Source organism: Stappia sp. MMSF_3263 (assembly GCF_030733745.1).
In the GTDB taxonomy this organism is placed as follows: Bacteria; Pseudomonadota; Alphaproteobacteria; order Rhizobiales; family Stappiaceae; genus Stappia.
The window spans coordinates 79,103-98,326 of record NZ_JASHIK010000011.1; the positions used below are offsets into that span (position 1 = coordinate 79,103).

At 66.4% G+C, this 19,224-nt stretch carries 20 protein-coding genes; 13 read left to right on the forward strand and 7 right to left on the reverse strand.

Annotated features, from left to right (window positions below; all coding sequences use genetic code 11):
- Nucleotides 1-58: 58 nt before the first annotated feature.
- Genes RBB46_RS13500 through RBB46_RS13510 form a run of 3 tightly spaced genes read right to left on the reverse strand, consistent with a single transcriptional unit; the run spans nucleotide 59 to nucleotide 3,379 of the window.
- Nucleotides 59-883: a MaoC family dehydratase N-terminal domain-containing protein gene (locus tag RBB46_RS13500; RefSeq protein ID WP_306029522.1), complete on the reverse strand. Its 825-nt coding sequence runs from the start codon at nucleotides 881-883 to the stop codon at nucleotides 59-61.
- Between the two features lies 1 nt (nucleotide 884).
- Complete coding sequence (locus RBB46_RS13505; RefSeq protein ID WP_306029523.1) at nucleotides 885-2,201, reverse strand: MmgE/PrpD family protein; 1,317 nt, start codon at nucleotides 2,199-2,201, stop codon at nucleotides 885-887.
- Nucleotides 2,198-3,379 carry an acyl-CoA dehydrogenase family protein gene (locus RBB46_RS13510; RefSeq protein WP_306029524.1) on the reverse strand — a complete coding sequence of 394 codons (1,182 nt, stop codon included), beginning with the start codon at nucleotides 3,377-3,379 and terminating at the stop codon, nucleotides 2,198-2,200. The genes RBB46_RS13505 and RBB46_RS13510 overlap by 4 nt, the downstream gene beginning before the upstream one ends.
- A gap of 237 nt (nucleotides 3,380-3,616) precedes the next feature.
- On the opposite strand from RBB46_RS13510, the gene RBB46_RS13515 reads away from it, so the two are divergent.
- A complete protein-coding gene (locus tag RBB46_RS13515) occupies nucleotides 3,617-3,940 on the forward strand; it encodes a 2Fe-2S iron-sulfur cluster-binding protein (RefSeq protein ID WP_306029525.1) in 324 nt (107 codons plus the stop codon).
- An 87-nt stretch (nucleotides 3,941-4,027) separates the two neighbouring features.
- Nucleotides 4,028-5,215: a cytochrome P450 gene (locus RBB46_RS13520; protein ID WP_306029526.1), complete on the forward strand. Its 1,188-nt coding sequence runs from the start codon at nucleotides 4,028-4,030 to the stop codon at nucleotides 5,213-5,215.
- A gap of 33 nt (nucleotides 5,216-5,248) precedes the next feature.
- Here RBB46_RS13520 and RBB46_RS13525 read toward each other — a convergent pair whose 3' ends face one another.
- From RBB46_RS13525 to RBB46_RS13540, 4 genes are all read right to left on the reverse strand, one after another.
- Entirely contained in the window at nucleotides 5,249-6,310 is a 1,062-nt protein-coding gene (locus RBB46_RS13525; RefSeq protein WP_306029527.1) for an ABC transporter ATP-binding protein, read from the reverse strand.
- Nucleotides 6,310-8,430, reverse strand: coding sequence for an iron ABC transporter permease (locus tag RBB46_RS13530; protein ID WP_306029528.1), 2,121 nt, complete (start codon nucleotides 8,428-8,430; stop codon nucleotides 6,310-6,312). The genes RBB46_RS13525 and RBB46_RS13530 overlap by 1 nt, the downstream gene beginning before the upstream one ends.
- A 136-nt stretch (nucleotides 8,431-8,566) precedes the next feature.
- Nucleotides 8,567-9,610, reverse strand: a complete 1,044-nt coding sequence (locus RBB46_RS13535) for an ABC transporter substrate-binding protein (RefSeq protein ID WP_306029529.1) — start codon at nucleotides 9,608-9,610, stop codon at nucleotides 8,567-8,569.
- Between the two features lie 77 nt (nucleotides 9,611-9,687).
- Nucleotides 9,688-10,503, reverse strand: coding sequence for an inositol monophosphatase family protein (locus tag RBB46_RS13540; RefSeq protein ID WP_306029530.1), 816 nt, complete (start codon nucleotides 10,501-10,503; stop codon nucleotides 9,688-9,690).
- Between the two features lie 310 nt (nucleotides 10,504-10,813).
- On the opposite strand from RBB46_RS13540, the gene RBB46_RS13545 reads away from it, so the two are divergent.
- The 11 genes from RBB46_RS13545 to RBB46_RS13595 all read left to right on the forward strand — a co-directional run bounded on the left by RBB46_RS13545 (nucleotide 10,814) and on the right by RBB46_RS13595 (nucleotide 19,171).
- A complete protein-coding gene (locus RBB46_RS13545) occupies nucleotides 10,814-12,529 on the forward strand; it encodes a Na/Pi cotransporter family protein (RefSeq protein WP_306029531.1) in 1,716 nt (571 codons plus the stop codon).
- Between the two features lie 190 nt (nucleotides 12,530-12,719).
- A complete protein-coding gene (locus RBB46_RS13550) occupies nucleotides 12,720-13,052 on the forward strand; it encodes a helix-turn-helix transcriptional regulator (RefSeq protein WP_306029532.1) in 333 nt (110 codons plus the stop codon).
- A gap of 11 nt (nucleotides 13,053-13,063) precedes the next feature.
- A complete protein-coding gene (locus RBB46_RS13555; protein WP_306029533.1) occupies nucleotides 13,064-13,570 on the forward strand; it encodes an arsenate reductase ArsC in 507 nt (168 codons plus the stop codon).
- The gene (arsC, locus tag RBB46_RS13560) at nucleotides 13,570-13,986 is read left to right on the forward strand and encodes an arsenate reductase (glutaredoxin) (protein ID WP_306029534.1); all 417 of its coding nucleotides are present in this window, start codon (nucleotides 13,570-13,572) and stop codon (nucleotides 13,984-13,986) included. The genes RBB46_RS13555 and arsC overlap by 1 nt, the downstream gene beginning before the upstream one ends.
- Complete coding sequence (gene arsH / locus RBB46_RS13565) at nucleotides 13,983-14,714, forward strand: arsenical resistance protein ArsH (protein WP_306029535.1); 732 nt, start codon at nucleotides 13,983-13,985, stop codon at nucleotides 14,712-14,714. Before arsC ends, arsH begins: the two co-directional genes overlap by 4 nt.
- 146 nt (nucleotides 14,715-14,860) lie before the next feature.
- Nucleotides 14,861-15,748, forward strand: a complete 888-nt coding sequence (locus RBB46_RS13570; protein WP_306029536.1) for a LysR family transcriptional regulator — start codon at nucleotides 14,861-14,863, stop codon at nucleotides 15,746-15,748.
- A 550-nt stretch (nucleotides 15,749-16,298) separates the two neighbouring features.
- The gene (locus tag RBB46_RS13575; protein WP_306029606.1) at nucleotides 16,299-16,877 is read left to right on the forward strand and encodes a TetR/AcrR family transcriptional regulator; all 579 of its coding nucleotides are present in this window, start codon (nucleotides 16,299-16,301) and stop codon (nucleotides 16,875-16,877) included.
- 2 nt (nucleotides 16,878-16,879) lie between these two features.
- A complete protein-coding gene (locus tag RBB46_RS13580; protein ID WP_306029537.1) occupies nucleotides 16,880-17,542 on the forward strand; it encodes a dihydrofolate reductase family protein in 663 nt (220 codons plus the stop codon).
- A 155-nt stretch (nucleotides 17,543-17,697) separates the two neighbouring features.
- On the forward strand, nucleotides 17,698-18,159 hold the full coding sequence (locus RBB46_RS13585) for an SgcJ/EcaC family oxidoreductase (protein WP_306029538.1): 462 nt from the start codon (nucleotides 17,698-17,700) through the stop codon (nucleotides 18,157-18,159).
- A gap of 55 nt (nucleotides 18,160-18,214) precedes the next feature.
- Complete coding sequence (locus RBB46_RS13590) at nucleotides 18,215-18,703, forward strand: VOC family protein (RefSeq protein WP_306029539.1); 489 nt, start codon at nucleotides 18,215-18,217, stop codon at nucleotides 18,701-18,703.
- A 258-nt stretch (nucleotides 18,704-18,961) separates the two neighbouring features.
- The gene (locus tag RBB46_RS13595) at nucleotides 18,962-19,171 is read left to right on the forward strand and encodes a cold-shock protein (protein WP_306029541.1); all 210 of its coding nucleotides are present in this window, start codon (nucleotides 18,962-18,964) and stop codon (nucleotides 19,169-19,171) included.
- Nucleotides 19,172-19,224: the final 53 nt, after the last annotated feature.

Below are 19,224 nucleotides of genomic sequence, written 5' to 3' on the forward strand. Positions count from 1 at the left end.
GCCGGATGCCTTGCATGTTTTTGAAAGCCCGCTCCGGCGCGTCGAAGCAGGACCTGGCTCAGCCAGGCGTCGTTGCCTGCATGGTCACGACCCCGTCCTCGTCCCGGCGCACGCGCAACTCCAGGCCGCCGCCTTCCGCTTCGCGCGCCTCCACGCTTACCGGTCGGTCGCAGGTCAGTGGCGACAGGCCGCGATAGGAGAAGCTCTCCGGCAGCCGGCCGAGGATCGAGGCGGCAAGGTTCTGCATCCAGATCGACTGCAGCGGCCCGTGGACGACGAGGCCGTCATAGCCCTCGACGCCGGTCGCATAAGGGTGGTCGTAATGGATGCGGTGGCCGTTGAAGGTCAGGGCCGAATAGCGGAAGAGCAGCGTCGGCGTCGGGGCGATCTTCCAGCTGGCGAGCGGCGACCAGTCCTCGGCGGGCTTTGCCGCAACGGCGCTGCCGGGCTTGGGGTCCTCGCGATAGACGATGTCGTGGCGCTCGACGATCTTCGCCTCTCCGCCCGCCTCATAGACGTGATCGACGGTGACGAAGCCGAGCGGGCCGCTGCGGCCCTGCTTGAAGGTGACGTCTCGAATGGTCGAGATACGGGTTACCGTGTCGCCCGGCATCAGCGGCGCGCGGTATTCGAGCGCGCCGCCGGCCCACATGCGACGCGGCAGCGGCAGCGCCGGCAGGAAGATGCCGGTGCGCGGATGGCCGTCGCGCCCGAGTTCAGCCGGTTCGACCACGTCGGGGGCCAGGCACCAGTGGAAGCCGGCGGGAACCTCGCCGGGGCCGAGCATGCCGGCAAGCGTTGCCCGGTATTGCGTCAGAAGCCGCTCGCCAATCTCCTCGGTGACCCGCCGCTCGCGGCCGATCCAGTCGGAATAATCGCTCATGTCAGGCTCCCGTGTGGCGGCCGAGGTCGCGGGCGGAGAGCGTGGCGAGGCCTTCCAGCCCCTGCCACAGGACCTCACCCCCGTTGCCGAGCAGGGCGCGGGCCTTGTTGCGCAGCCCGGTCGCAAGCTCATCCTCCGGCAGCCGCCGGCCAAGATCGTGGCCGATCGGAAGTTGCGTGCCGTCGGCGAGTTTCAGCAGGCCCTGCGCCTGCATGTCGGTGAGCGACGCATCGCCCTCCACCGTGATCCACCCGGCGAAAGCGCCAAGCTCTGGATCGGCGGCAAGCGCGTCGGAATAAGTGTCGTCGCGGGCGGTGTCCTTGCCCGACAGCACCATGCCGGCAAGCCAGTTGTAGCTGAACTTGACCTCCAGCCCGGTGCGCGGTGTCTTGATGTCGCAGACCGCCAGCCAGCGCGGATTGGTGCGCAGGTGCAGACTTTCGATACCGTCGAGCGACAGATCAGGCCTCTCGCGCCGGGCCGTCAGAAGTGCCTCGATCATCGCATGGGTGCCGTGGCAGCAGGCATGCAGCTTGTACTTGATGTCCTCGAAGAGGAAGGTTTCCGGCGGCGGCCGGTCCCAGCCGGCCTGCGCATCCGGAGCATCGGAATGGGTCGGCAGGAAGCCCTGCGCACCGGCAAGTCCGTCATCGGCGGAGGTGAAGCCGAGTTTCGCGAGCTTGGCGCATTCGACCCCGTTGGAGGCGGCGATGCCGGCATTGTAGGGCTTGCCCATCGTGCCGAACTGCGACTTGAGGCCGGAGGCGCGTGTTGCGCAAAGTCCGATGGCGGCGCGCATCTCCTCGCGCGTCAATCCCAGGATCTTCCCCGCCGCGATGGTGGCGCCGAAGGCGCCTGCCGTTGCCGTCTGGTGGAAGCCGCGATTGTAGTGGACCGCGCCGAGCGCCATGCCGATGCGCACGGACGCTTCCGCGCCGACGAGGAAGGCCTCGACCACCGCCTGGGCGCTGGCGTCGACCTCTTCCGCAGTCGCGAGTGCCGCCGGGAAGATCGCCACGGAAGGGTGGCCGACATGGCCGAAATGGGTGTCGTCATAGTCGAGCGCATGGCTTGTCGCGCCGTTGACGAGCGCGGCCATGCGCGCCGGTGCCGGTGCGCCGCCAAAGACCGAGGCCGTGCTGGTTCCTGCCTCTGCTTGCGCCAGTTGGCGAAGTTTGCCCGAGAGCGGCTCACCGGTGCCGGCGCGGCCGCAGACCAGCCAGTCGAACAGCGAGAGGCGGGCCATGGCGAGTGCCGGTGCCGGCAGGTCACTGGCGGGAAGCGCGGCAAGGTCGAGAATGCGGTCGATCAGGCTCATGCCTTCGGCGCTCCGTAGGATTTCGGCAGGCCGAGCACCTGCTCGGCGATGAAGCAGAGGATCAGGTTGGTGGAGATCGGCGCCACCTGGTAGAGCCGCGCCTCGCGGAACTTGCGTTCCACGTCGTATTCCTCGGCAAAGCCGAAGCCGCCATGGGTCTGCAGGCAGGCCTCGGCCGCCTCCCAACTGGCATCGGCGGCAAGCATCTTGGCGCTGTTGGCTTCGACGCCCGGATTGTGGCCGGCATCGTACATGGCGGCAGCCCGGTAGACGATCGCCTCGGCCGCCATCATGTGGGCATAGGCGCGCGCCAGCGGAAACTGGACGCCCTGGTTCTTGCCGATCGGCGTGCCGAAGATCACCCGCTCCTTGGCGTAAGCGGAGCCCTTCTCGATGAACCACTTGGCATCGCCGATGCACTCGGCGGCGATCAGGATGCGTTCGGAATTCATGCCCGACAGGATGTAGCGGAAGCCCTTGCCTTCCTCGCCGATCAGGCTGGAGGCGGGAATGCGCGCATTGTCGAAGAAGATCTCCGTCGTCGCGTGATTGATCATCGTCCGGATCGGGCGGATCTCGACGCCGTTGCCCTTGAGCTCGCGCAGGTCGATGAGGAAGACGGAAAGCCCGTCGGTCTTCGACTTTACCTGGTCGCGCGGCGTCGTGCGGGCGAGCAGCACCATCAGGTCCGAATGCTCGGCGCGGGAGATCCAGATCTTCTGGCCGTTGACGACGTAGTCGTCGCCGTCGCGCCGCGCGGTCGTCTTCAGCGCCAGCGTGTCGGTGCCGCTTGTCGGCTCGGTGACGCCGAAGGCCTGCAGGCGCAGCGTGCCATCGGCGATGCCCGGCAGGTACTGCGCCTTCTGCTCCGGGCTGCCGTGCCGCAGGACGGTGCCCATCGTATACATTTGCGCATGGCAGGCGGCGGCGTTGCAGCCGTTGCGATGGATTTCCTCAAGGATGACGGCGGAGGCGGAAAGGTTGAGGCCGGATCCGCCATATTCCTCCGGGATCATCGCTGCGAGGTAGCCTTCGCGGATGAGCGCGTCGACGAAGTCCTTCGGGTAGGCGCGCTGCGCATCGAGGTCGCGCCAGTACTCGCCGGGAAACTCCGCGCAAACCCTGGCGACACCGTCGCGGATCGGGGCGTATTCTGCGGTCGGGTCGAAAGCGTTCATTGGGGCCCCTGTCGGTTGTCTCCGGCCAAAATCGCAGGTCCGCCGCCTTGCGGGAAATATCTTTGCATGCACGGAGCTATTGGCGGTTCTTATAGCACTGCACGTGTCACCAGGGATGCCGGCATGCATAACCGTTTGCACAAGTGAGCGTCTGAAAAGTTGGGTTTAACCGTGGGCCGCTTGCCGTCATTATCGCAGGCACATGAAGACACGTGGGGCAGGCAGGGGGAGGCCGCCATGGTGAAGGTCACATATATTTCCGTAAGCGGTGTGGAGACAACCGTGGACGGGCGCGAGGGCGACAGCGTCATGGCGACCGCGGTCGCCAACAACATTGACGGCATTGTCGGCGAATGCGGAGGGTCGATGGCCTGCGCCACCTGCCATGTCTATGTCGATCCCGCCTTCGCCGGCCGGTTGTCGCCGCGCAGCGATGATGAGGAGGCGATGCTGGAGGGCGCGGCCTCCGATCCGCGTCCCGAAAGCCGCCTGTCCTGCCAGATCCGGCTTTCTGCCGATCTCGACGGACTTGTCGTGCGCATGCCGGAAGAGCAGATGTAGCCACGCCGAGGCAGGGGCCGGTGCCGCGTGCCGGATGGTCGTACGGGAAGGCCGGTGGGCGGGCAGCCGGTGCGGGAGGAGAGATACGTGTCGGACACCATTGAGCTGGCGCCGCTGGACGAGGCGATCACCATCGCCGCGCTGACGGCCGATCCTTATCCGATCTACAAGCGGCTGCGCGCGGAGAGCCCGGTGCTTCGGGTGAAATCGGTCGGCCGCACCTTCCTGACCAAGGCGTCCGATACGAAGCTGGTCAAGGACAACGCGGCGCTGTTCAGTTCCGACGACCCCAACACGCCGATGAAGCGGGCCTTTCTCGCCCACACATTGATGCGCAAGGACGGCAAGGAACACATGCGCGAGCGCATGGCGATGCTGCCGGCCCTGATGCCCAAGACCATCTCCGCCCACTGGGCGCCGCTCTACGAGCGCCTTGCCGCCGAGTATGTCGGGAGGCTGCCGCGCGGCGAGGTGGTCGACCTTTTCCCAACGCTGGCGGGCCCGCTCGCGGCCCGCATCCTCGCCCATATCATGGGCATTCCCGATGCCAGCGACGAGGAGATGCAGCGCTGGTCGCAGGTGCTGATCGACGGGGCCGGCAATTTCGGCTGGCGACCGGAGCCTTTCGCGGATTCGGATCTGGCCAATGCCGAGATGGATGCATGCCTTGAGAGGAATGCCGAGCGGCTTCGCGCCGAGCCGGACGCCTCGGCGCTGTCCATCATGGTCAATTCGCAAAACCCGATTCCCTGGAGCCAGATCGTCGCCAATGTGAAGATCGCCATCGGCGGGGGCATCAACGAGCCGCGCGACGCGGCTCTGACCATCCTTTACGGGCTCTTGAGCGAACGCGACCAGCTTGCCGAGGTGCAGCGCCGCGAGGCCTGGGCGGAGGCATTCGAGGAAGGGGGGCGCTGGTGTGCGCCGATCCAGGCAAGTTCGCGCCTGGTCATGGAGGACACCGAGATCCGCGGCTACCGCATCCCCAAGGGCGACACGGTGATGACGATCCAGGCCTCGGCCAACCATGACGAGGAGTTATACGAGGATCCCGACCGCTTCATTGTCTTCCGCGAGCGCAACCCGCATCAGGCCTTCGGCTCGGGCCCGCATCACTGCGCCGGCGCGCATGTGTCGCGGCGCACGGTCGGGGCGATCCTGCTGCCGATGCTGTTCGATCGTTTCCCGGACATGGAGATCGTCGATCCGGGCTCCGTCGTCTGGCACGGCTTCGGGTTTCGCGGTCCGCTCAACCTGGCCGTCCGGCTGAAATAGATCCTGCGGCTGACGGCTTCACTCGGGCCGGGATCACTCCGGAATGACGGCGATGCCGTGGCCTTTCGGCGTGAGCCGTACATCGTCGCCGACGCCGCATTCGCCGGCATCGGCCGGCGCGGTGACGAAGAGATCGCCGAGCGCCGTGCGGATCTCGTATTCCATGTACTTGCCCAGATAGCTTGCCGTGCCGATCGTGCCGGCGATGCCGCTGCTGCCATCGCCCGTGTCGCGCATGACTTTCAGGGCGTCAGGGCGGATCGCCACCTTCACCGGGCCCTTGACCAGGCCGCGCGCCGGGGCGCTGGCCCGGGCGCCGTCAAGCTCCAGCGTCGCGACATCGCCGTCGAGCGCTGTGATGGTGCCGTCGACCACATTTGCATCGCCGATGAAATCGGCGACGAAGAGATTGGCGGGCGCTTCCCACAATTCGCGCGGGCTTGCCTTCTGGGCGATGCGGGCATTGGACATGACGATGACCTCGTCGGAGACGGCAAGTGCCTCCTCCTGGTCGTGGGTGACATAGACCACTGTCAGGCCGAGATCCTTCTGCAGCGCGCGGATGTCCTCGCGCACCTTGCGCCGCAGCCGTGCGTCGAGATTGGAGAGCGGCTCGTCGAAGAGCAGGATCGAGGGCTCGAGCACCAGCGCCCTCGCCACCGCGACCCGTTGCTGCTGGCCGCCGGACAGTTCCGAGGGCAGGCGCGTGTCGAAGCCGGCGAGGCCCAGAAGCCCGAGCTTCTCCCGCGCCATTTCCGCCGACTGCTCCTTGCCGATCCCCGAGGAGCGCGGTCCGTACATGACGTTTTCCAGCACGTTCATATGCGGGAACAGCGCATAGGACTGGAACACCATGGTCACGTCGCGCTCGGCCGCCGACAGGTGGGTGACGTCACGCCCGTCGATCAGGATCTGTCCCTCGCTGGCAAGCTCCAGCCCGGCAATCATCCTGAGCGTTGTCGTCTTGCCGCAGCCCGAGGGGCCGAGCAGCGTGGTCAGGCTGCCTGCCTCGCAGCGGAACGAGACGTTGTCGACGGCGGTGACGGCGCCGTAGCGCTTGATGACGTTGACGAAGTCGAGGCTCGCCGGTCCCATCAGTTTCCTCCAGAGACGATTTCGCCCGAACCGCGGCGGCCGAGACGGGCCTCGCCGACGACGAGGCGGATGGTGGCGATGGCGGCAATCATGAAGACGATCATGAAGGCGCAATAGGCGATGGCGAGCGAGTATTCACCCGCCTCCACCCGGCCGACGATATAGGCCGTTGCCATGTTGTAGCGCGCGGTCACCAGGAAGATGATCGCCGAGACGGCCGTCATCGCATGGACGAAGGAGAAGACCAGCGTCGCGACGATGGCCGGTTTCATCAAGGGCAGGACCACCGCCACCAGCGTTCGTCCGGTGCTGGCCCGCAAGGTGGCCGATGCCTCGTCAAGCGAGGGGTCGATCTGCGACAGCGCCGCGATGCCGGCGCGCACGCCGACCGGCATGTTGCGGAAGACGAAGCAGGCGATGAGGATGAAGCCGGTACCGGTGATCTCCACCGGCGGCACGTTGAAGGCCAGGATATAGGCAACGCCGATCACCGTGCCGGGTATGGCGAAGGACAGCATGGTCAGGAATTCCAGCGACCTCCGGCCACGAAAGTGCTGGCGGGCCAGCACATAGGCGGTGAGCAGGCCGATGATCGTCGTCAGCGGCGCGGCCGCGGCGGAGACCAGCACTGTTGTCCAGAACGAGTCCCAGGCCGAGCCTGCCCAGAACAATCCGTTGTCGGTCCACTCGACGAGGAAGCCGGTGCGCAGGTGGTCGAGCGTCGGCGTCATGTCGAAGCGGCCGATATCCTTCACGAAACCGCCGATCAGCACGATCGTGTAGACGGCGACGGTCAGCGCGATCCAGGGCACGATAATGCCCCAAAGGCCTGCCGGAAGCCCTTTCGGCAGTTCCGTCGGCACGCCGCTGTCGCCCTTGCCGGAGACGGTGACGAAGGACGTCTTGCCGAGCAGGCGCATCTGCAGGACGAAGGCGGCGAGGGTGAAGGCGAGCAGCACCATGGCGAGCACGGCGGCGCGACCGGGCTCGTGCTGGGCACCGACCACGGCGAAGAAGATCTTGGTCGACAGCACCTCGAAATTGCCGCCGAGCACCAGCGGATTGCCGAAATCGGCGAGGCTCTCGACGAAGGCGAGCAGGTAGGTGTTGGCGATCGCCGGCAGCAGCAGGGGCAGCGTCACGGTCATCAGGATGCGGGTGCGGGTGGCGCGCAGGGTCTGCGCGGCCTCCTCGAGCGTCGGCGACAGCGCCTTGAGCGCCCCGACCAGGATCAGGAAGGAGAGCGGCACCTGCGACAGCACCTGGGCGAGCAGCACGCCCGGCAATCCGTAGAGCCAGCGCGAACGCGGTATGCCGAACAGGTCCCACATCGCGGTGGTGATGATGCCGGTGCGCCCGAACAGCACGATGAGCGCCAGGCCGATGACGAAGGGCGGAGTGATGATCGGCAGGATCGCCAGCGCATCGAAGGCGCGGGGGAAGCGCACGTTTGTGCGTACCGCGATCAGCGCCAGTCCCAGCGCCAGCGAGGTGGAGAAGAAGGCCGCGAGAATGCCGAGAATGACCGTATTCGGGGCAACGCCGCAGCGCGCGGTCGACCACAGGCAGGCAAGCGACCAGATGTCGCCCTGCAGAAGCCGGTCGATGAAGACCCGGGCGGCGACGTCGCTCTCGCCGTAAAACGCCTCGGACAGCATCCGCACAACGGGCCAGAAGACGAAGAGCACGACGAGCGCGCCGATCGTGATGACGCTGACGGAGACGAAGCGATCGTTGCGGAAGGCGCCGAAACGGGCGATCGAGCCGGCGAAGAGCGCGACCAGCGCGCCCGCCATGACGGCGGCACCGGGACCGAGCGGGCGCGCGATCTCGCCGGCGGCAAGGCCGATGGCGGTGGCCAGAGCCGGCAGGAAGCCGGCGATGATGACAAGGGCGAGCGCCAGCAGGCTGCCAAAGGCCCCGACAAGGGCCCCCGCCCGCGTGGCGCCGGCAAGGGAGGCGGCGCCGGTTGCCGCGAATACCAGCGCGGCAAGGGCGGGCACCACATGACCGGCGGCAAGGACGCCGGCAAGGCCCGCCGGGTCGTCCGCGTGAAAGGCAAGCACCGCCGGACAGAGGAGCCCGGCGGCGGTGACGAATACCGGAAAACGGTCGATCATCCTGACGCTTTCACTCCGGACCAGCGGGCGCCCGGCCGAAACCGGTCGAACCCCCACGGGCCGATCTTTTCCGAAACGCCGGGGCAGGACGCCTGAGCCCGGGAAGGCTCAGGGTGCCCCGGCAACGTCAAGGGTGTCACTTCGGCGCGGCGCCGACCTCGGCATCCCACTTCGAAAGAAGGCGGGTGCGCTCGTCCTTGGAGCCGTATTTGGCGAAGTCGTAGTCGATCAGCTTGATCGTGGAGAGGTCCGGCGCCTCCTTCGGCGCCTTGGCCCCCTTGTTGGACGGCACCTGGAAGGAGTTCGCCGCCGCGCCCAGTTCCTGTGCCGCCGGTGTCAGGGCCCAGTCGTACCACTTCTTCGCGTTGTCCGGGTTCGGGCCGCCCTTGATGATCGACATGGAGCCGATCTCGTAGCCGGTTCCCTCGCAAGGGGAGACGACCCTGACCGGGGCACCCTGCACCGCCTGGGTGACCGCGTCATGCTGGAAGGTGATGCCGATCAGTGTCTCGCCGGTGGCCGCCGCCCGGGCCGGGGCCGCGCCCGACTTGGTGTACTGGTTGACGTTCTTGTGCATGCCCTTCATGAACTCGAACGCCTTGTCCTCGCCCATCAGTTGCACCAGCGTCGCGACCATCGTGTAGGCCGTGCCCGAGGAATTCGGATTGGCGACCTGGATCTCGTCGCGGAACTCCTCCTTCAGAAGGTCGGCCCAGCAGGCGGGCTCGGCCGCACCGGTGGAGGCAAGCATCTCGGTGTTGAAGGAATACCCGAGCGCGCCGGCATAGATGCCGACCGTCTTGTAGCCGGACTGCTCCGCCTGGCTCGCCGCCCAGGGCTGGAGTTCCGCCAGCATCGGCGACTTGTACTCGACCGTGAGCCCTTCCTCGGCCGCCTGCAGATGCGGATCGCCGGTGCCGCCCCACCACACGTCGCCGCGCGGATTGGCGGCTTCCGCCTTGACCTGGGCCAGCGTCTCGCCGGAGGACTTGCGGGTCATGTTGACCTTGATACCGGTCTCGCGCTCGAAGGCCTGGACCATCGGCCGGCACCATTCCTCCTGGACCGAGCAATAGACGGTGAGTTCGCCATCGGCAGCGGCCGGCAACGACCAGAGCAGCCCGGCAAGGCCGAGCGTTGCTCCGGATGCAAGTGCCCGCAGGCTTGTCGAGATCTTCATGCAGTCCTCCCTTTAACGTGCTGTTTTGCACAGCTGTTCATTAGTTGGCTGATCTTGAACGCTGGAAGGGGCGTCCGTCAATCTGTTCCGCTCGCGGCCGGGGACAGGGCGATGCCGGACACCTCCGCGACCGCGTCGGCAACGCCGGGGGCCGCGACGATGATCGGGTTGCCCGAGGTCCAGTCGCCGGCGAAGAAATCGCTGACCCGCGCGCCCGCCTCGGCGGCAATGACGACGCCGCCGGCGACGTCCCAGGAATTGATGTGCCCCTCGACATATCCGTCCGTGCGTCCGCAGGCGACGGCGGCAACGCCGAGCGCGCCGGAAGCGGACCGTTTCACATTGGCGCCGGCGCCGAAGAGCCGTGCGACGGTCGCCAGATACTGCTCTACCGGCAGGCGCGGCGACCAGCCGTGCTCCAGGGTGGAGCGGGCAATGTCGTTGGTCGCCGCCGCGCGGATCGGCTTGCCGTTGAGGGTCGCGCCGTGGCCCTTGCGGGCCAGGTAGATCTCGCCGAGAGCCGGAGCTGCGATGCAGCCGAGTTCGGGGGTGCCGTTCATCATGAAGCCGATGGAGACGCACCACGTGCGGTCGCCATGGGCGAAATTGGCGGTGCCGTCGATCGGGTCGACGATCCACAGCCTGTCGGCGACCGCGCCGCCGCCTTCCTCGCCCAGGACCCCGTCATCGGGAAAGGCTTCGGCCACCCGCTGGCGGATGAGGGTCTCAACGGCGCCGTCGGCCTCGGTGAGCCAGTCCTGCGCGCCTTTCAGCGAAATGGCGAGCGAATCACGGTCCTCGAAGTAGCGCATCGCCAGTGCCGCAGCTTCCGCGGCGATGCCTTGAAGTGCCAGAAAACGCTGCGTCAATTCCATGTCGCGACTGCTGCTCATGCTCGCCTCTTACTTAGCCGACAAATATCTGTCATCATTGTTTTTCCACGTATTCGGCGGATGTGAAAGTCACCGGCCGGCACGTCGACGCCATCTTTCGGTCCTAGAATGCGGCCATCTGAACTGCCGCGCCGCCAGCATCTTGCCGCGACGCGGGAATGACAAGCCGATTTCGAGGGCGTTTTGGAAACGTATCCAGAGCTGCCGATCGCAGCTCCGGCCATGGCCGGCGTGATCCGGCCCGCTTCAGGTAATTGCAACAGGTTCCGGCGATACTGAGCCCGCCCTGTATGGAGGTCTAGAGACGATGATGAGTGCGAGTGCGGTCTTCGTGCATCTGATCGGCGGCGTTGCCCTGCTGATCTGGGCTGTGCGGATGGTGCGGACGGGGGTCGTGCGGGCGTTCGGGTCGTCGCTGCGCTCGGTGCTGGCTTCGGCGACGCGCAACCGCGTCACCGCCGTTCTCGCCGGGGCGGGTGTCACGGTCCTGATGCAGAGCGCCACCGCGACGGCGATGCTGCTGACCTCCTTCTCCCGGCGCGGTCTGGTGCCGCTGGCGATGGCGCTTGCGGTGGTGCTGGGAGCCGATGTCGGGTCGGCGGTCGCCGCCCAGATCCTGTCGCTCAATGTCTCGCATCTGTGGCCGGTCTTCGTTGCCGCCGGCGTTGTCACCTTCCTGGTTTCCGATGCCGACCGGCCGCAATGCGTCGGCCGCGCCCTGATCGGCCTCGGCCTTCTGACCCTTTCGCTGCAGCACCTGCGCGCGACCGTGGTGCCGCTGGCGGAATCCGAGACGTTTGGCCTGGTGCTCGCGGCGCTCGCCGGCGAGCCGATCCTTGCCGCGATCCTGGCCGCCGGCATCACCTGGGCCGCGCATTCCTCGCTTGCCGTCGTCCTGGTGATCGCGACGCTGGCGCTTACCGGCGCGGTGACGCCGACACTGGCCATCGCCGCGGTTCTGGGCGCCAATGTCGGTGCGGCGGCCGCGCCGCTTTCCGCCAACTGGGGGGCGGCGGCCGAGACCAAGCGCGTGCCCTTCGGCAACCTGATCATGCGCGGTACCGTTGCCGCGGTGCTCATTCCCTTTGCCGGGTTCCTGGCAGATTTGGCCACGTCCTTCGGGCTCGACGGCGCGCGGCTGACGGTCGATGCGCATCTGGCGTTCAACATCGTGGTCGCGTTGATCTTCGTGCCGCTGGTCGGACCCGTCTCGCGGCTGCTGGAACGTATCGTGCCGGCGACGCCGCAACCGGCCGACCCCGCCCGTCCGCGCTATCTGGCAAGCGTTCCGACCGATGTCTCGTCCGAGTCGCTCGCCGCCGCCCATCGCGAGGCGCTGGCGCTGGGCGACCGGGTCGAGGCGATGCTGGTCAAGTCGATGGAGGCGCTGGAAAGCGGCGATCCGAAGCTCATTCGCGAGCTGCGTTCGGCCGACGACGCGGTCGACGCGGTCAACGAGGCGATCAAGCTGCATCTGGTGCGCATGTCGCGCAAGGGCATGTCGGAGGAGGATTCCCGACGTTTCATGGAGATCCTCTCCTTCACCACCAACCTGGAGCATATCGGCGATGTCATCGACAAGCAGCTGCTCGAGATGGCGGAGAAGAAGGGGCGGGCGCATCTGGCGTTCTCCAGCGAGGGATTGGCCGACCTGAAGGCCTTCCATGCTCGCGTGGCGTCGAACTTCTCGACCGCGCTCAACGTCTTCGCCACCGGCGACCCCGACCTTGCGCGCCGGCTGTTCGCCGAGAAGACGGCGATCCGCGACCTGGAGCGCCACTTCGCCGAGCGGCACTATGCGCGGCTGCGCGCTGGCGTCACCTTGTCGATGGAGACGACCTCGATCCACATGGACGTGCTGCGCGACCTGAAGCGGATCCACGGTCACTTCGTCATCGTCGCGCAACCGATCCTGGAGGCCTGCGGCGAGCTGTCGGACACGCGGCTGCGGTCGGGCGGGCAAGCTGGCGGCGGTGGCCCCGCATCCTATCGTCAGGGTGAAACCGACCGGGCCCAGCCCGCGTGACAGCGCTCACGCAGGGCTGACCATTCCCGGATTGGGGATTCGGGCCCGCGAGGGCGCGGGTCCTTGGTCCGCGAACTGCCCTGAAGTGGTCGTTCGCCACCTTCGGGATATCCCTGGCCTTGCAGCCTGGCGTATCCGGGCAGGCGCTATCCGTGCTTGCATCTTCATTTATATCTAGTATTCTTGATATATGGATAAAAGAATCGCGCTTGAAGCCTTCGCGGCACTTTCACAGGAAACCCGGCTCGACGTGTTGCGCCTGCTCATCCGCGCCGGCGGCGAGGGGATGCTCGCGGGAGACATCGCCGTTGCCCTCGACGTGCGGCAGAACACGATGTCGACCAATCTCGCGGTGCTGCACCGGGCCGGGCTCGTGCGCAACGAGCGGCAGGGCAGGGCGGTGCGCTATTTCGCCGACATGGCGGGACTGCGGTCGCTCCTTTCCTTCCTGATGGAGGACTGCTGTGGCGGTGCGCCGGACCTTTGCCGGCCGGTGCTTGATGCCCTTGTCTGCGATTGTTGAGGAGAGATCCGATGCTTGGAAAGACCTACAATGTGCTGTTTCTGTGCACCGGAAATTCGGCGCGCTCGATCATGGCCGAGGCGATCATGAACCGGTTTGACGGCTTTCGCGCCTTTTCCGCGGGCTCCCGGCCAAAGGGCGCACCGCATCCGATGACGCTCGACCTGTTGCGCGGGCTCGATATCGACACCTCCTTCGCCCGCTCCAAGAGCTGGGAAGAATTCGGCGGCGACAACGCTCCCGAGCTCGATTTCGTTTTCACCGTTTGCGACGACGCGGCCGGCGAATCCTGTCCCGTGTGGCCGGGCCAGCCGATGAGCGCGCATTGGGGCGTGCCGGATCCGGCTGCCGTGGAAGGCAGCGAGGCGGAGCGCCGCCTTGCCTTTTCCGAGGCCTACCGGATGCTGAATGCCCGCATCACCGCCTTTGCCAGCCTGCCGCTGGCCAGCATCGATTCGCTCTCCCTGCAGGGGCGTCTCGACGAGATCGGCCGCAAGGACAGGCAGGAGAGCGCCTGATGAGCATTGTCATCCACCACAATCCCGACTGCGGCACCTCGCGCAACGTGCTGGAGATGATCCGTGCCTCGGGCGAGGAGCCGGTCGTCATCGAATACCTGAAGACCGGCTGGACGCGGCCGCAGCTTCTGGCGCTCTTCGCCGGGGCCGGGCTGACGCCGCGCGAGGCGCTGCGCGTTTCCAAGTCGCCGGCGGAGGAGCTCGGCCTCACCGACCCGTCGGTCGATGACGAGACGATCCTCGCCGCCATGCTGGAGCATCCGGTGCTGGTCAACCGGCCGATCGTGGTGACGGAGAAGGGCATCCGCCTTTGCCGGCCGTCGGAGACAGTGCTGGAGATCCTTCCCGCCCCGCTCGCCGGCACCTTCGTCAAGGAGGACGGCGAGGTGGTGACGGCCACGGGAGGCGGATCGTGACCGTGCGGCCCGATCCCCTTGCCGACCTGCCGAACATCGATGCCGCGCAGATGCGGCCTGTCGACCCGGACCTTTATGCCGCAAACGAGGATCCCGGCCACGCGCCGCGCATCCTGCTGCTTTACGGTTCGCTCCGGGCGCGCTCGTTCTCCCGGTTGGTGGCCGAGGAGGCGCAGCGGCTGCTGGCCTGGCACGGTTGCCAGACACGGGTTTTCGATCCGCGCGGATTGCCGCTTGCCGATGCCGAGCCGGCCGAGCACCCGAAGGTGCGCGAATTGCGCGAGGCGGCGATGTGGTCGGAAGGCATGGTCTGGGTCTCTCCGGAGCGCCATGGCGCGATGACCGGCATCATGAAGACACAGATCGACTGGTTGCCGCTGTCGCTTGGCGGGGTGCGCCCCACCCAGGGCAAGACGCTGGCCGTGATGCAGGTCTGCGGCGGATCACAGAGCTTCAACGCCGTCAACCAGATGCGTATTCTCGGCCGCTGGATGCGGATGGTGACCATCCCCAACCAGTCGTCGGTGGCGCGCGCCTTTGCCGAGTTCGGCGAGGATGACCGCATGAAGCCCTCGCCCTACTACAACCGCATCGTCGATGTGGTCGAGGAACTGGTGAAGTTCACCTGGATGGTGCGTGGCCGCGCCGGGCCGCTGGTCGACCGCTATTCGGAGCGGGTCGAAAGCGTGGCGAAGACCTCCGCCCGGGTCAATCAGCGGTCGATCTAGGGCATGTGCCAGGTGCCGGCATGTCGCGGAGATGCCGGGGTGCGCCGTTTTACGCCCGTGTCCGCCCCGTGAAAATCGACTAGACTCCTCAACGGGTTCACATCGAGGCGGCGGGCATGCCTGCCCCGCCTGTGGTATCAACGGGCATGATCGACAAGCTTGAAATGTTCATCGCGCTGGTCCGCGAGCGTCACTTCGGACGTGCTGCGGAGAGCATCGGCATCACGCAGCCGACACTGTCCTCCGCCATCCGGCAGTTGGAGGACCAGCTCAACGTGCAGCTCGTGCATCGCGGGTCGCGGTTCCAGGGACTGACGCCGGAGGGCGAGCGGGTGCATGCGCTGGCGCTTCGGATCGTCGGCGACATGCGGGCGCTGCGCGAGGAGATGCGGGCGGTGCGCTCCGACCTGGAAGGCACGCTGCGCATCGGCGTCGTGCCGACGGCGCTGCCGATGGTGGCCGAACTCGTGTCGCCCTACGCGGTGCGTCATCCCGGCGTCCGCTTCCAGATCCTGTCGCGAACCTCGGCGGAGATTCTCGACCAGATCGACCGGCTCGATCTCGATGCGGGGATCACCTATCTGGATGCCGACGCGATGCGCCGGCGCACGCGCTTCCCGCTCTACGAGGAGCGCTATTGCCTGCTCGTTTCCGTGTCGGACCCGCTTTCGGCGCGCGAGACGGTGAGCTGGCAGGAAGCAGGAAGCGAGCAATTGTGCCTGTTGACGCCGGACATGCAGAACCGGGCCATTGTCGACCGGCACCTGGCCGCTGCCGGGATCACGGCGCGGGCGCGGGTGGAATCGAACTCCATCATCGCCCTTGTTGCCCATGTGATGACCGGCAAATGGGCGTCCGTGGTGCCCGAGAAGCTTGGCGCCATGTTCGTGTCGGGCGGGCTGCTGGCTGCGGTGCCGATCCGGGATGACGGCGTGGAGGGCGCCCGTACCATCGCCATCGTGGTGGCGCAGCGCGAACCGCTGACCCCGCTGCTCTCGGCACTTGTCGACATAGCCGGCGGCCGGCGCGGCTGACCGGCCCAGCTGCGTTGACGCATATCGGCGTTCGGTAGAAGTCCGGTCAATTCTTGCAGGTTTTGCGTCCGGCTTTCGCGAAGGCTGGCGCGTGCGAGCACCCGCTGGATGCCCTGACAACACCGCCGCTTGTTCTTCCGGTTACCTCGCGCCCTTCCCGCCGGCCTTGCCCTCCTGCCCGTTGCCTTCGCGGTCGCGGCCGCCACGTCATTGTTGCAGTCGCTGGCATACCCACCAGTTGGTATTGACAACATACCTACTAGTGGGTATGTTTTCTTCATACTGGTTGGTATGGAAGCTGGAACTGCGAAGCGCTATTGCAACGGATGGCAGTTTCACCAGCCATGGAAAGGGGGCCTGAACGATGGCAAAGGATGCGGCGACGACCGGATCGCACATGGGCAAAGGCTCAAGGTCGCGAACGAGGGGCGGGGTGCAGACTGGTGCACAGGCGTCTTCTGCCGAGAAATCCGCCGAAGGATCCGGCAACGGCCCGGCCACGCGTGCGGCGGCGAAGGCCGAGGAGCGTCATCGCTCCAAGACCCGACTTCTGGAGGCGGCGCTGAGCGTCATCCGCGCGAAGGGCTATACCGCGACCCGTGTCGAGGATGTGTGTGAGGCGGCGGACCTGACAAAGGGCAGCTTCTTTCATCACTTCAAAAGCAAGGAGGAGCTGGCGGTGGCTGCGGCCGACTACTGGTCGCAGACGACGGATGCCCTCTTTGCCGCCGCGCCCTACCACGCCCCGTCCGACCCGCTGGAGCGGGTGCTGGCCTATGTCGATTTCCGCAAGGAGATCCTGGCGGGCGAGGTGCCGGAGTTCACTTGCCTTGTCGGCACGATGGTGCAGGAGGTCTACGAGACCGTGCCCGCGATCCGCGATGCCTGCGACCGTTCGATCTCCGGCCATGCGGCCGAGGTGGAAAAGGACATTGCCGCGGCCAAGGCGCTCTACGCACCGGACGCGACGTGGACGCCGGAAAGCCTGGCCCTGCACACCCAGGCGGTGATCCAGGGCAGCTTCATCCTGGCCAAGGCGCGCATGGGCGCGGAGGTCGCGGCGCAGTCGCTCGACCATCTGCGGGCCTATGTCGAGATGCTGTTCGCGCAACCACGAAAGGGAGACTGACCATGCGCAGGATCAAGGCGACCGTCTTCCTGACGCTTGATGGCGTCATGCAGGCGCCGGGCGGACCGGAGGAGGACCGGGAAGGAGGCTTTGCCCATGGCGGCTGGAGCGTGCCGCACTGGACGGACGCGATGATGGCGGAGATCAACCGGCGTTTCGCCGAACCGCTGGAGCTGCTGCTCGGCCGGCGCACCTACGACATCTTCGCCGCCCACTGGCCGCATGCCGGCGACGATGCGCTGGCGCTCAAGATCAACACGGTCACCAAATACGTGGCGACGTCGCAGCCCGAGGGGCTTGACTGGCACAACAGCGTGAGCCTCGGCGAAGACGCGGCCTGTGCGCTGAAGCCGGTGCTCGCAAGTAAGGGCCCGGACCTGCTGCTGCAGGGCAGCAGCGTGCTGGCGCAGACGCTTCTTGCCCAGGACATGATCGACGAGTTGAGCCTGTGGACCTTTCCGGTCTCCACGGGAAGCGGCAAGCGCTTCTTCGGCAGCGGGGCGATCCCGGCCAGCTTCCGGCTGGTCGACGTGTCGCAGTCCGAAAGCGGCGTGCTGATGACGACCTACCGGCGCGCCGGCGAGATCGCCACCGGATCCTTCGCGATCGATCCGCCAAGCGAGGCGGAGCTGGCGCGGCGGCGGGTACACGCGGCCGTCACCTGAGCCTGTCGGGCATGGCCCGCAGGAAGAGGCTCTAAACGGGACACACGAACACCAGCGCTATGCAAGACGCCGGGGCGGGCGCGCCGCCGGCAACGGGAGAACTCTGTCCGGCATCAGGCCGGCGGTGTCCCGTTCCACCCAAGGAGGAGTGAGAGATGAACACGCATGTGAAGCTGGATGCCAACCCGAACCTGTCGGCGGAGGCCGAGATCCGGGCACTGGTCGCCGAATGGTCGGCGGCGCTGGAGGCCCGCGACACCGAGCGGCTGACGGTCGCCTATACGGAAGAGACGGTGCTTTACGACGCGATCCCGCCCTGGCGCACCGTCGGCCGCGCGGCGATCAAGGCGGCGTGGGACAGTTGTATGCCGCACCTGCCGGAGCGCTTCGCCTCCCGCCACGACGAGCTGGACATCAAGGTCTTCGGCGAGGTGGCGCTTGTCCACGGTCTGCACAGGATGGTGCCGGAGGATGGCGAGCATCCCTGCGGCATGACCCATATCCGCATCACCTCGGTGTTCCGCCGGGTGAACGGGCGCTGGCAGGTGGAGCACGAACATGTGTCCGTGCCGTTCGATCCGATGACCGGCCAGGTCGCCGCCATCACCGAAGTCTGACGTTTGAGGAGAATCCTGCCCGAAACCGGCGGGACATGAAAAGAGGAGAAAGACAATGACAAGCGTGATCGAAAAGGCCGCCGAAAAGGGTGTTCACAGCCTCAGCCCGCATCTCGTGTGCAAGGGAGCGGCCAATGCGATGGAGTTCTACAAGAAGGCCTTCGGAGCGACAGAGCTGATGCGGATTGCCGGCGAGGACGGGCGCATCCTGCATGGCTGCATGTCGATCAACGGCTCGTCGGTGATGCTGGTCGAAGAGGTGCCGGACTGGGGCATTTCCGGTCCGACCACGCTTGGCGGCACGCCGGTGACGATGCATCTCGTCGTCGAGGACGCGGATGCGGCAGCGCAGCGCGCGATCGATGCGGGCGCGACACTGGTCATGCCGGTCGCCGACGCTTTCTGGGGCGATCGCTACGGCCTTGTCGAGGATCCGTTCGGCCATCGCTGGTCCGTCTCCACCCCGGTGCGCGAGATGACCGCCGAGGAGATCCACGCGGCGGCGAAGGATGCCATGTGCGGCGAGGCAGCTGCGCCCGCGTGACGCCTCAATGACCTGACGAACCGAGGGGCGGGCGGAATGCGGTCCGCCCCTCGGCTTTGCGCTTTATTTTTCGCAACTGCCTTGTTTTGACCATGCTTCAGGTCTATATGTCGCTCATCGATCTTGCATGTCGAACTTTGTTCTCTGGCGCTTTATGCGCCGTCGGCGATCTTCCTCTATCAAAATCGATCTGAACCGTTTGCCGCGCGTTCCGCGCAGCAGGCTTTTTTTCGTTCGCGATGTGACAAGGAAATCGTCATGAACACTGGTACCGTCAAGTTTTTCAATTCGGCCAAGGGCTTCGGCTTCATCGAGCAGGGCAATGGCCAGCCGGACGTCTTCGTCCATATCTCCGCTGTCGAGCGCGCTGGCATGCACAGCCTCGTCGAAGGCCAGAAGGTCAGCTTCGAGATCGTCAAGGACAGCCGCAGCGGCAAGAGCGCTGCCGAGAACCTTCAGGACGCATAAGGCGCAAGCCGCGTTCATGAAATCGCGCTTCTGATGCCTGACCACGGATGTAC

Excerpts from the sequence above, each read along its gene's own strand:
- RBB46_RS13500 (WP_306029522.1), bottom strand. The coding sequence starts at position 883 with ATGAGCGATTATTCCGACTGGATCGGCCGCGAGCGGCGGGTCACCGAG.
- RBB46_RS13505 (WP_306029523.1), bottom strand. The coding sequence starts at position 2,201 with ATGAGCCTGATCGACCGCATTCTCGACCTTGCCGCGCTTCCCGCCAGT.
- RBB46_RS13510 (WP_306029524.1), bottom strand. The coding sequence starts at position 3,379 with ATGAACGCTTTCGACCCGACCGCAGAATACGCCCCGATCCGCGACGGT.
- RBB46_RS13515 (WP_306029525.1), top strand. The coding sequence starts at position 3,617 with ATGGTGAAGGTCACATATATTTCCGTAAGCGGTGTGGAGACAACCGTG.
- RBB46_RS13525 (WP_306029527.1), bottom strand. The coding sequence starts at position 6,310 with ATGGGACCGGCGAGCCTCGACTTCGTCAACGTCATCAAGCGCTACGGC.
- RBB46_RS13530 (WP_306029528.1), bottom strand. The coding sequence starts at position 8,430 with ATGATCGACCGTTTTCCGGTATTCGTCACCGCCGCCGGGCTCCTCTGT.
- RBB46_RS13535 (WP_306029529.1), bottom strand. The coding sequence starts at position 9,610 with ATGAAGATCTCGACAAGCCTGCGGGCACTTGCATCCGGAGCAACGCTC.
- RBB46_RS13540 (WP_306029530.1), bottom strand. The coding sequence starts at position 10,503 with ATGAGCAGCAGTCGCGACATGGAATTGACGCAGCGTTTTCTGGCACTT.
- RBB46_RS13545 (WP_306029531.1), top strand. The coding sequence starts at position 10,814 with ATGAGTGCGAGTGCGGTCTTCGTGCATCTGATCGGCGGCGTTGCCCTG.
- RBB46_RS13550 (WP_306029532.1), top strand. The coding sequence starts at position 12,720 with ATGGATAAAAGAATCGCGCTTGAAGCCTTCGCGGCACTTTCACAGGAA.
- RBB46_RS13555 (WP_306029533.1), top strand. The coding sequence starts at position 13,064 with ATGCTTGGAAAGACCTACAATGTGCTGTTTCTGTGCACCGGAAATTCG.
- arsC (WP_306029534.1), top strand. The coding sequence starts at position 13,570 with ATGAGCATTGTCATCCACCACAATCCCGACTGCGGCACCTCGCGCAAC.
- RBB46_RS13570 (WP_306029536.1), top strand. The coding sequence starts at position 14,861 with ATGATCGACAAGCTTGAAATGTTCATCGCGCTGGTCCGCGAGCGTCAC.
- RBB46_RS13580 (WP_306029537.1), top strand. The coding sequence starts at position 16,880 with ATGCGCAGGATCAAGGCGACCGTCTTCCTGACGCTTGATGGCGTCATG.
- RBB46_RS13585 (WP_306029538.1), top strand. The coding sequence starts at position 17,698 with ATGAACACGCATGTGAAGCTGGATGCCAACCCGAACCTGTCGGCGGAG.
- RBB46_RS13590 (WP_306029539.1), top strand. The coding sequence starts at position 18,215 with ATGACAAGCGTGATCGAAAAGGCCGCCGAAAAGGGTGTTCACAGCCTC.
- RBB46_RS13595 (WP_306029541.1), top strand. The coding sequence starts at position 18,962 with ATGAACACTGGTACCGTCAAGTTTTTCAATTCGGCCAAGGGCTTCGGC.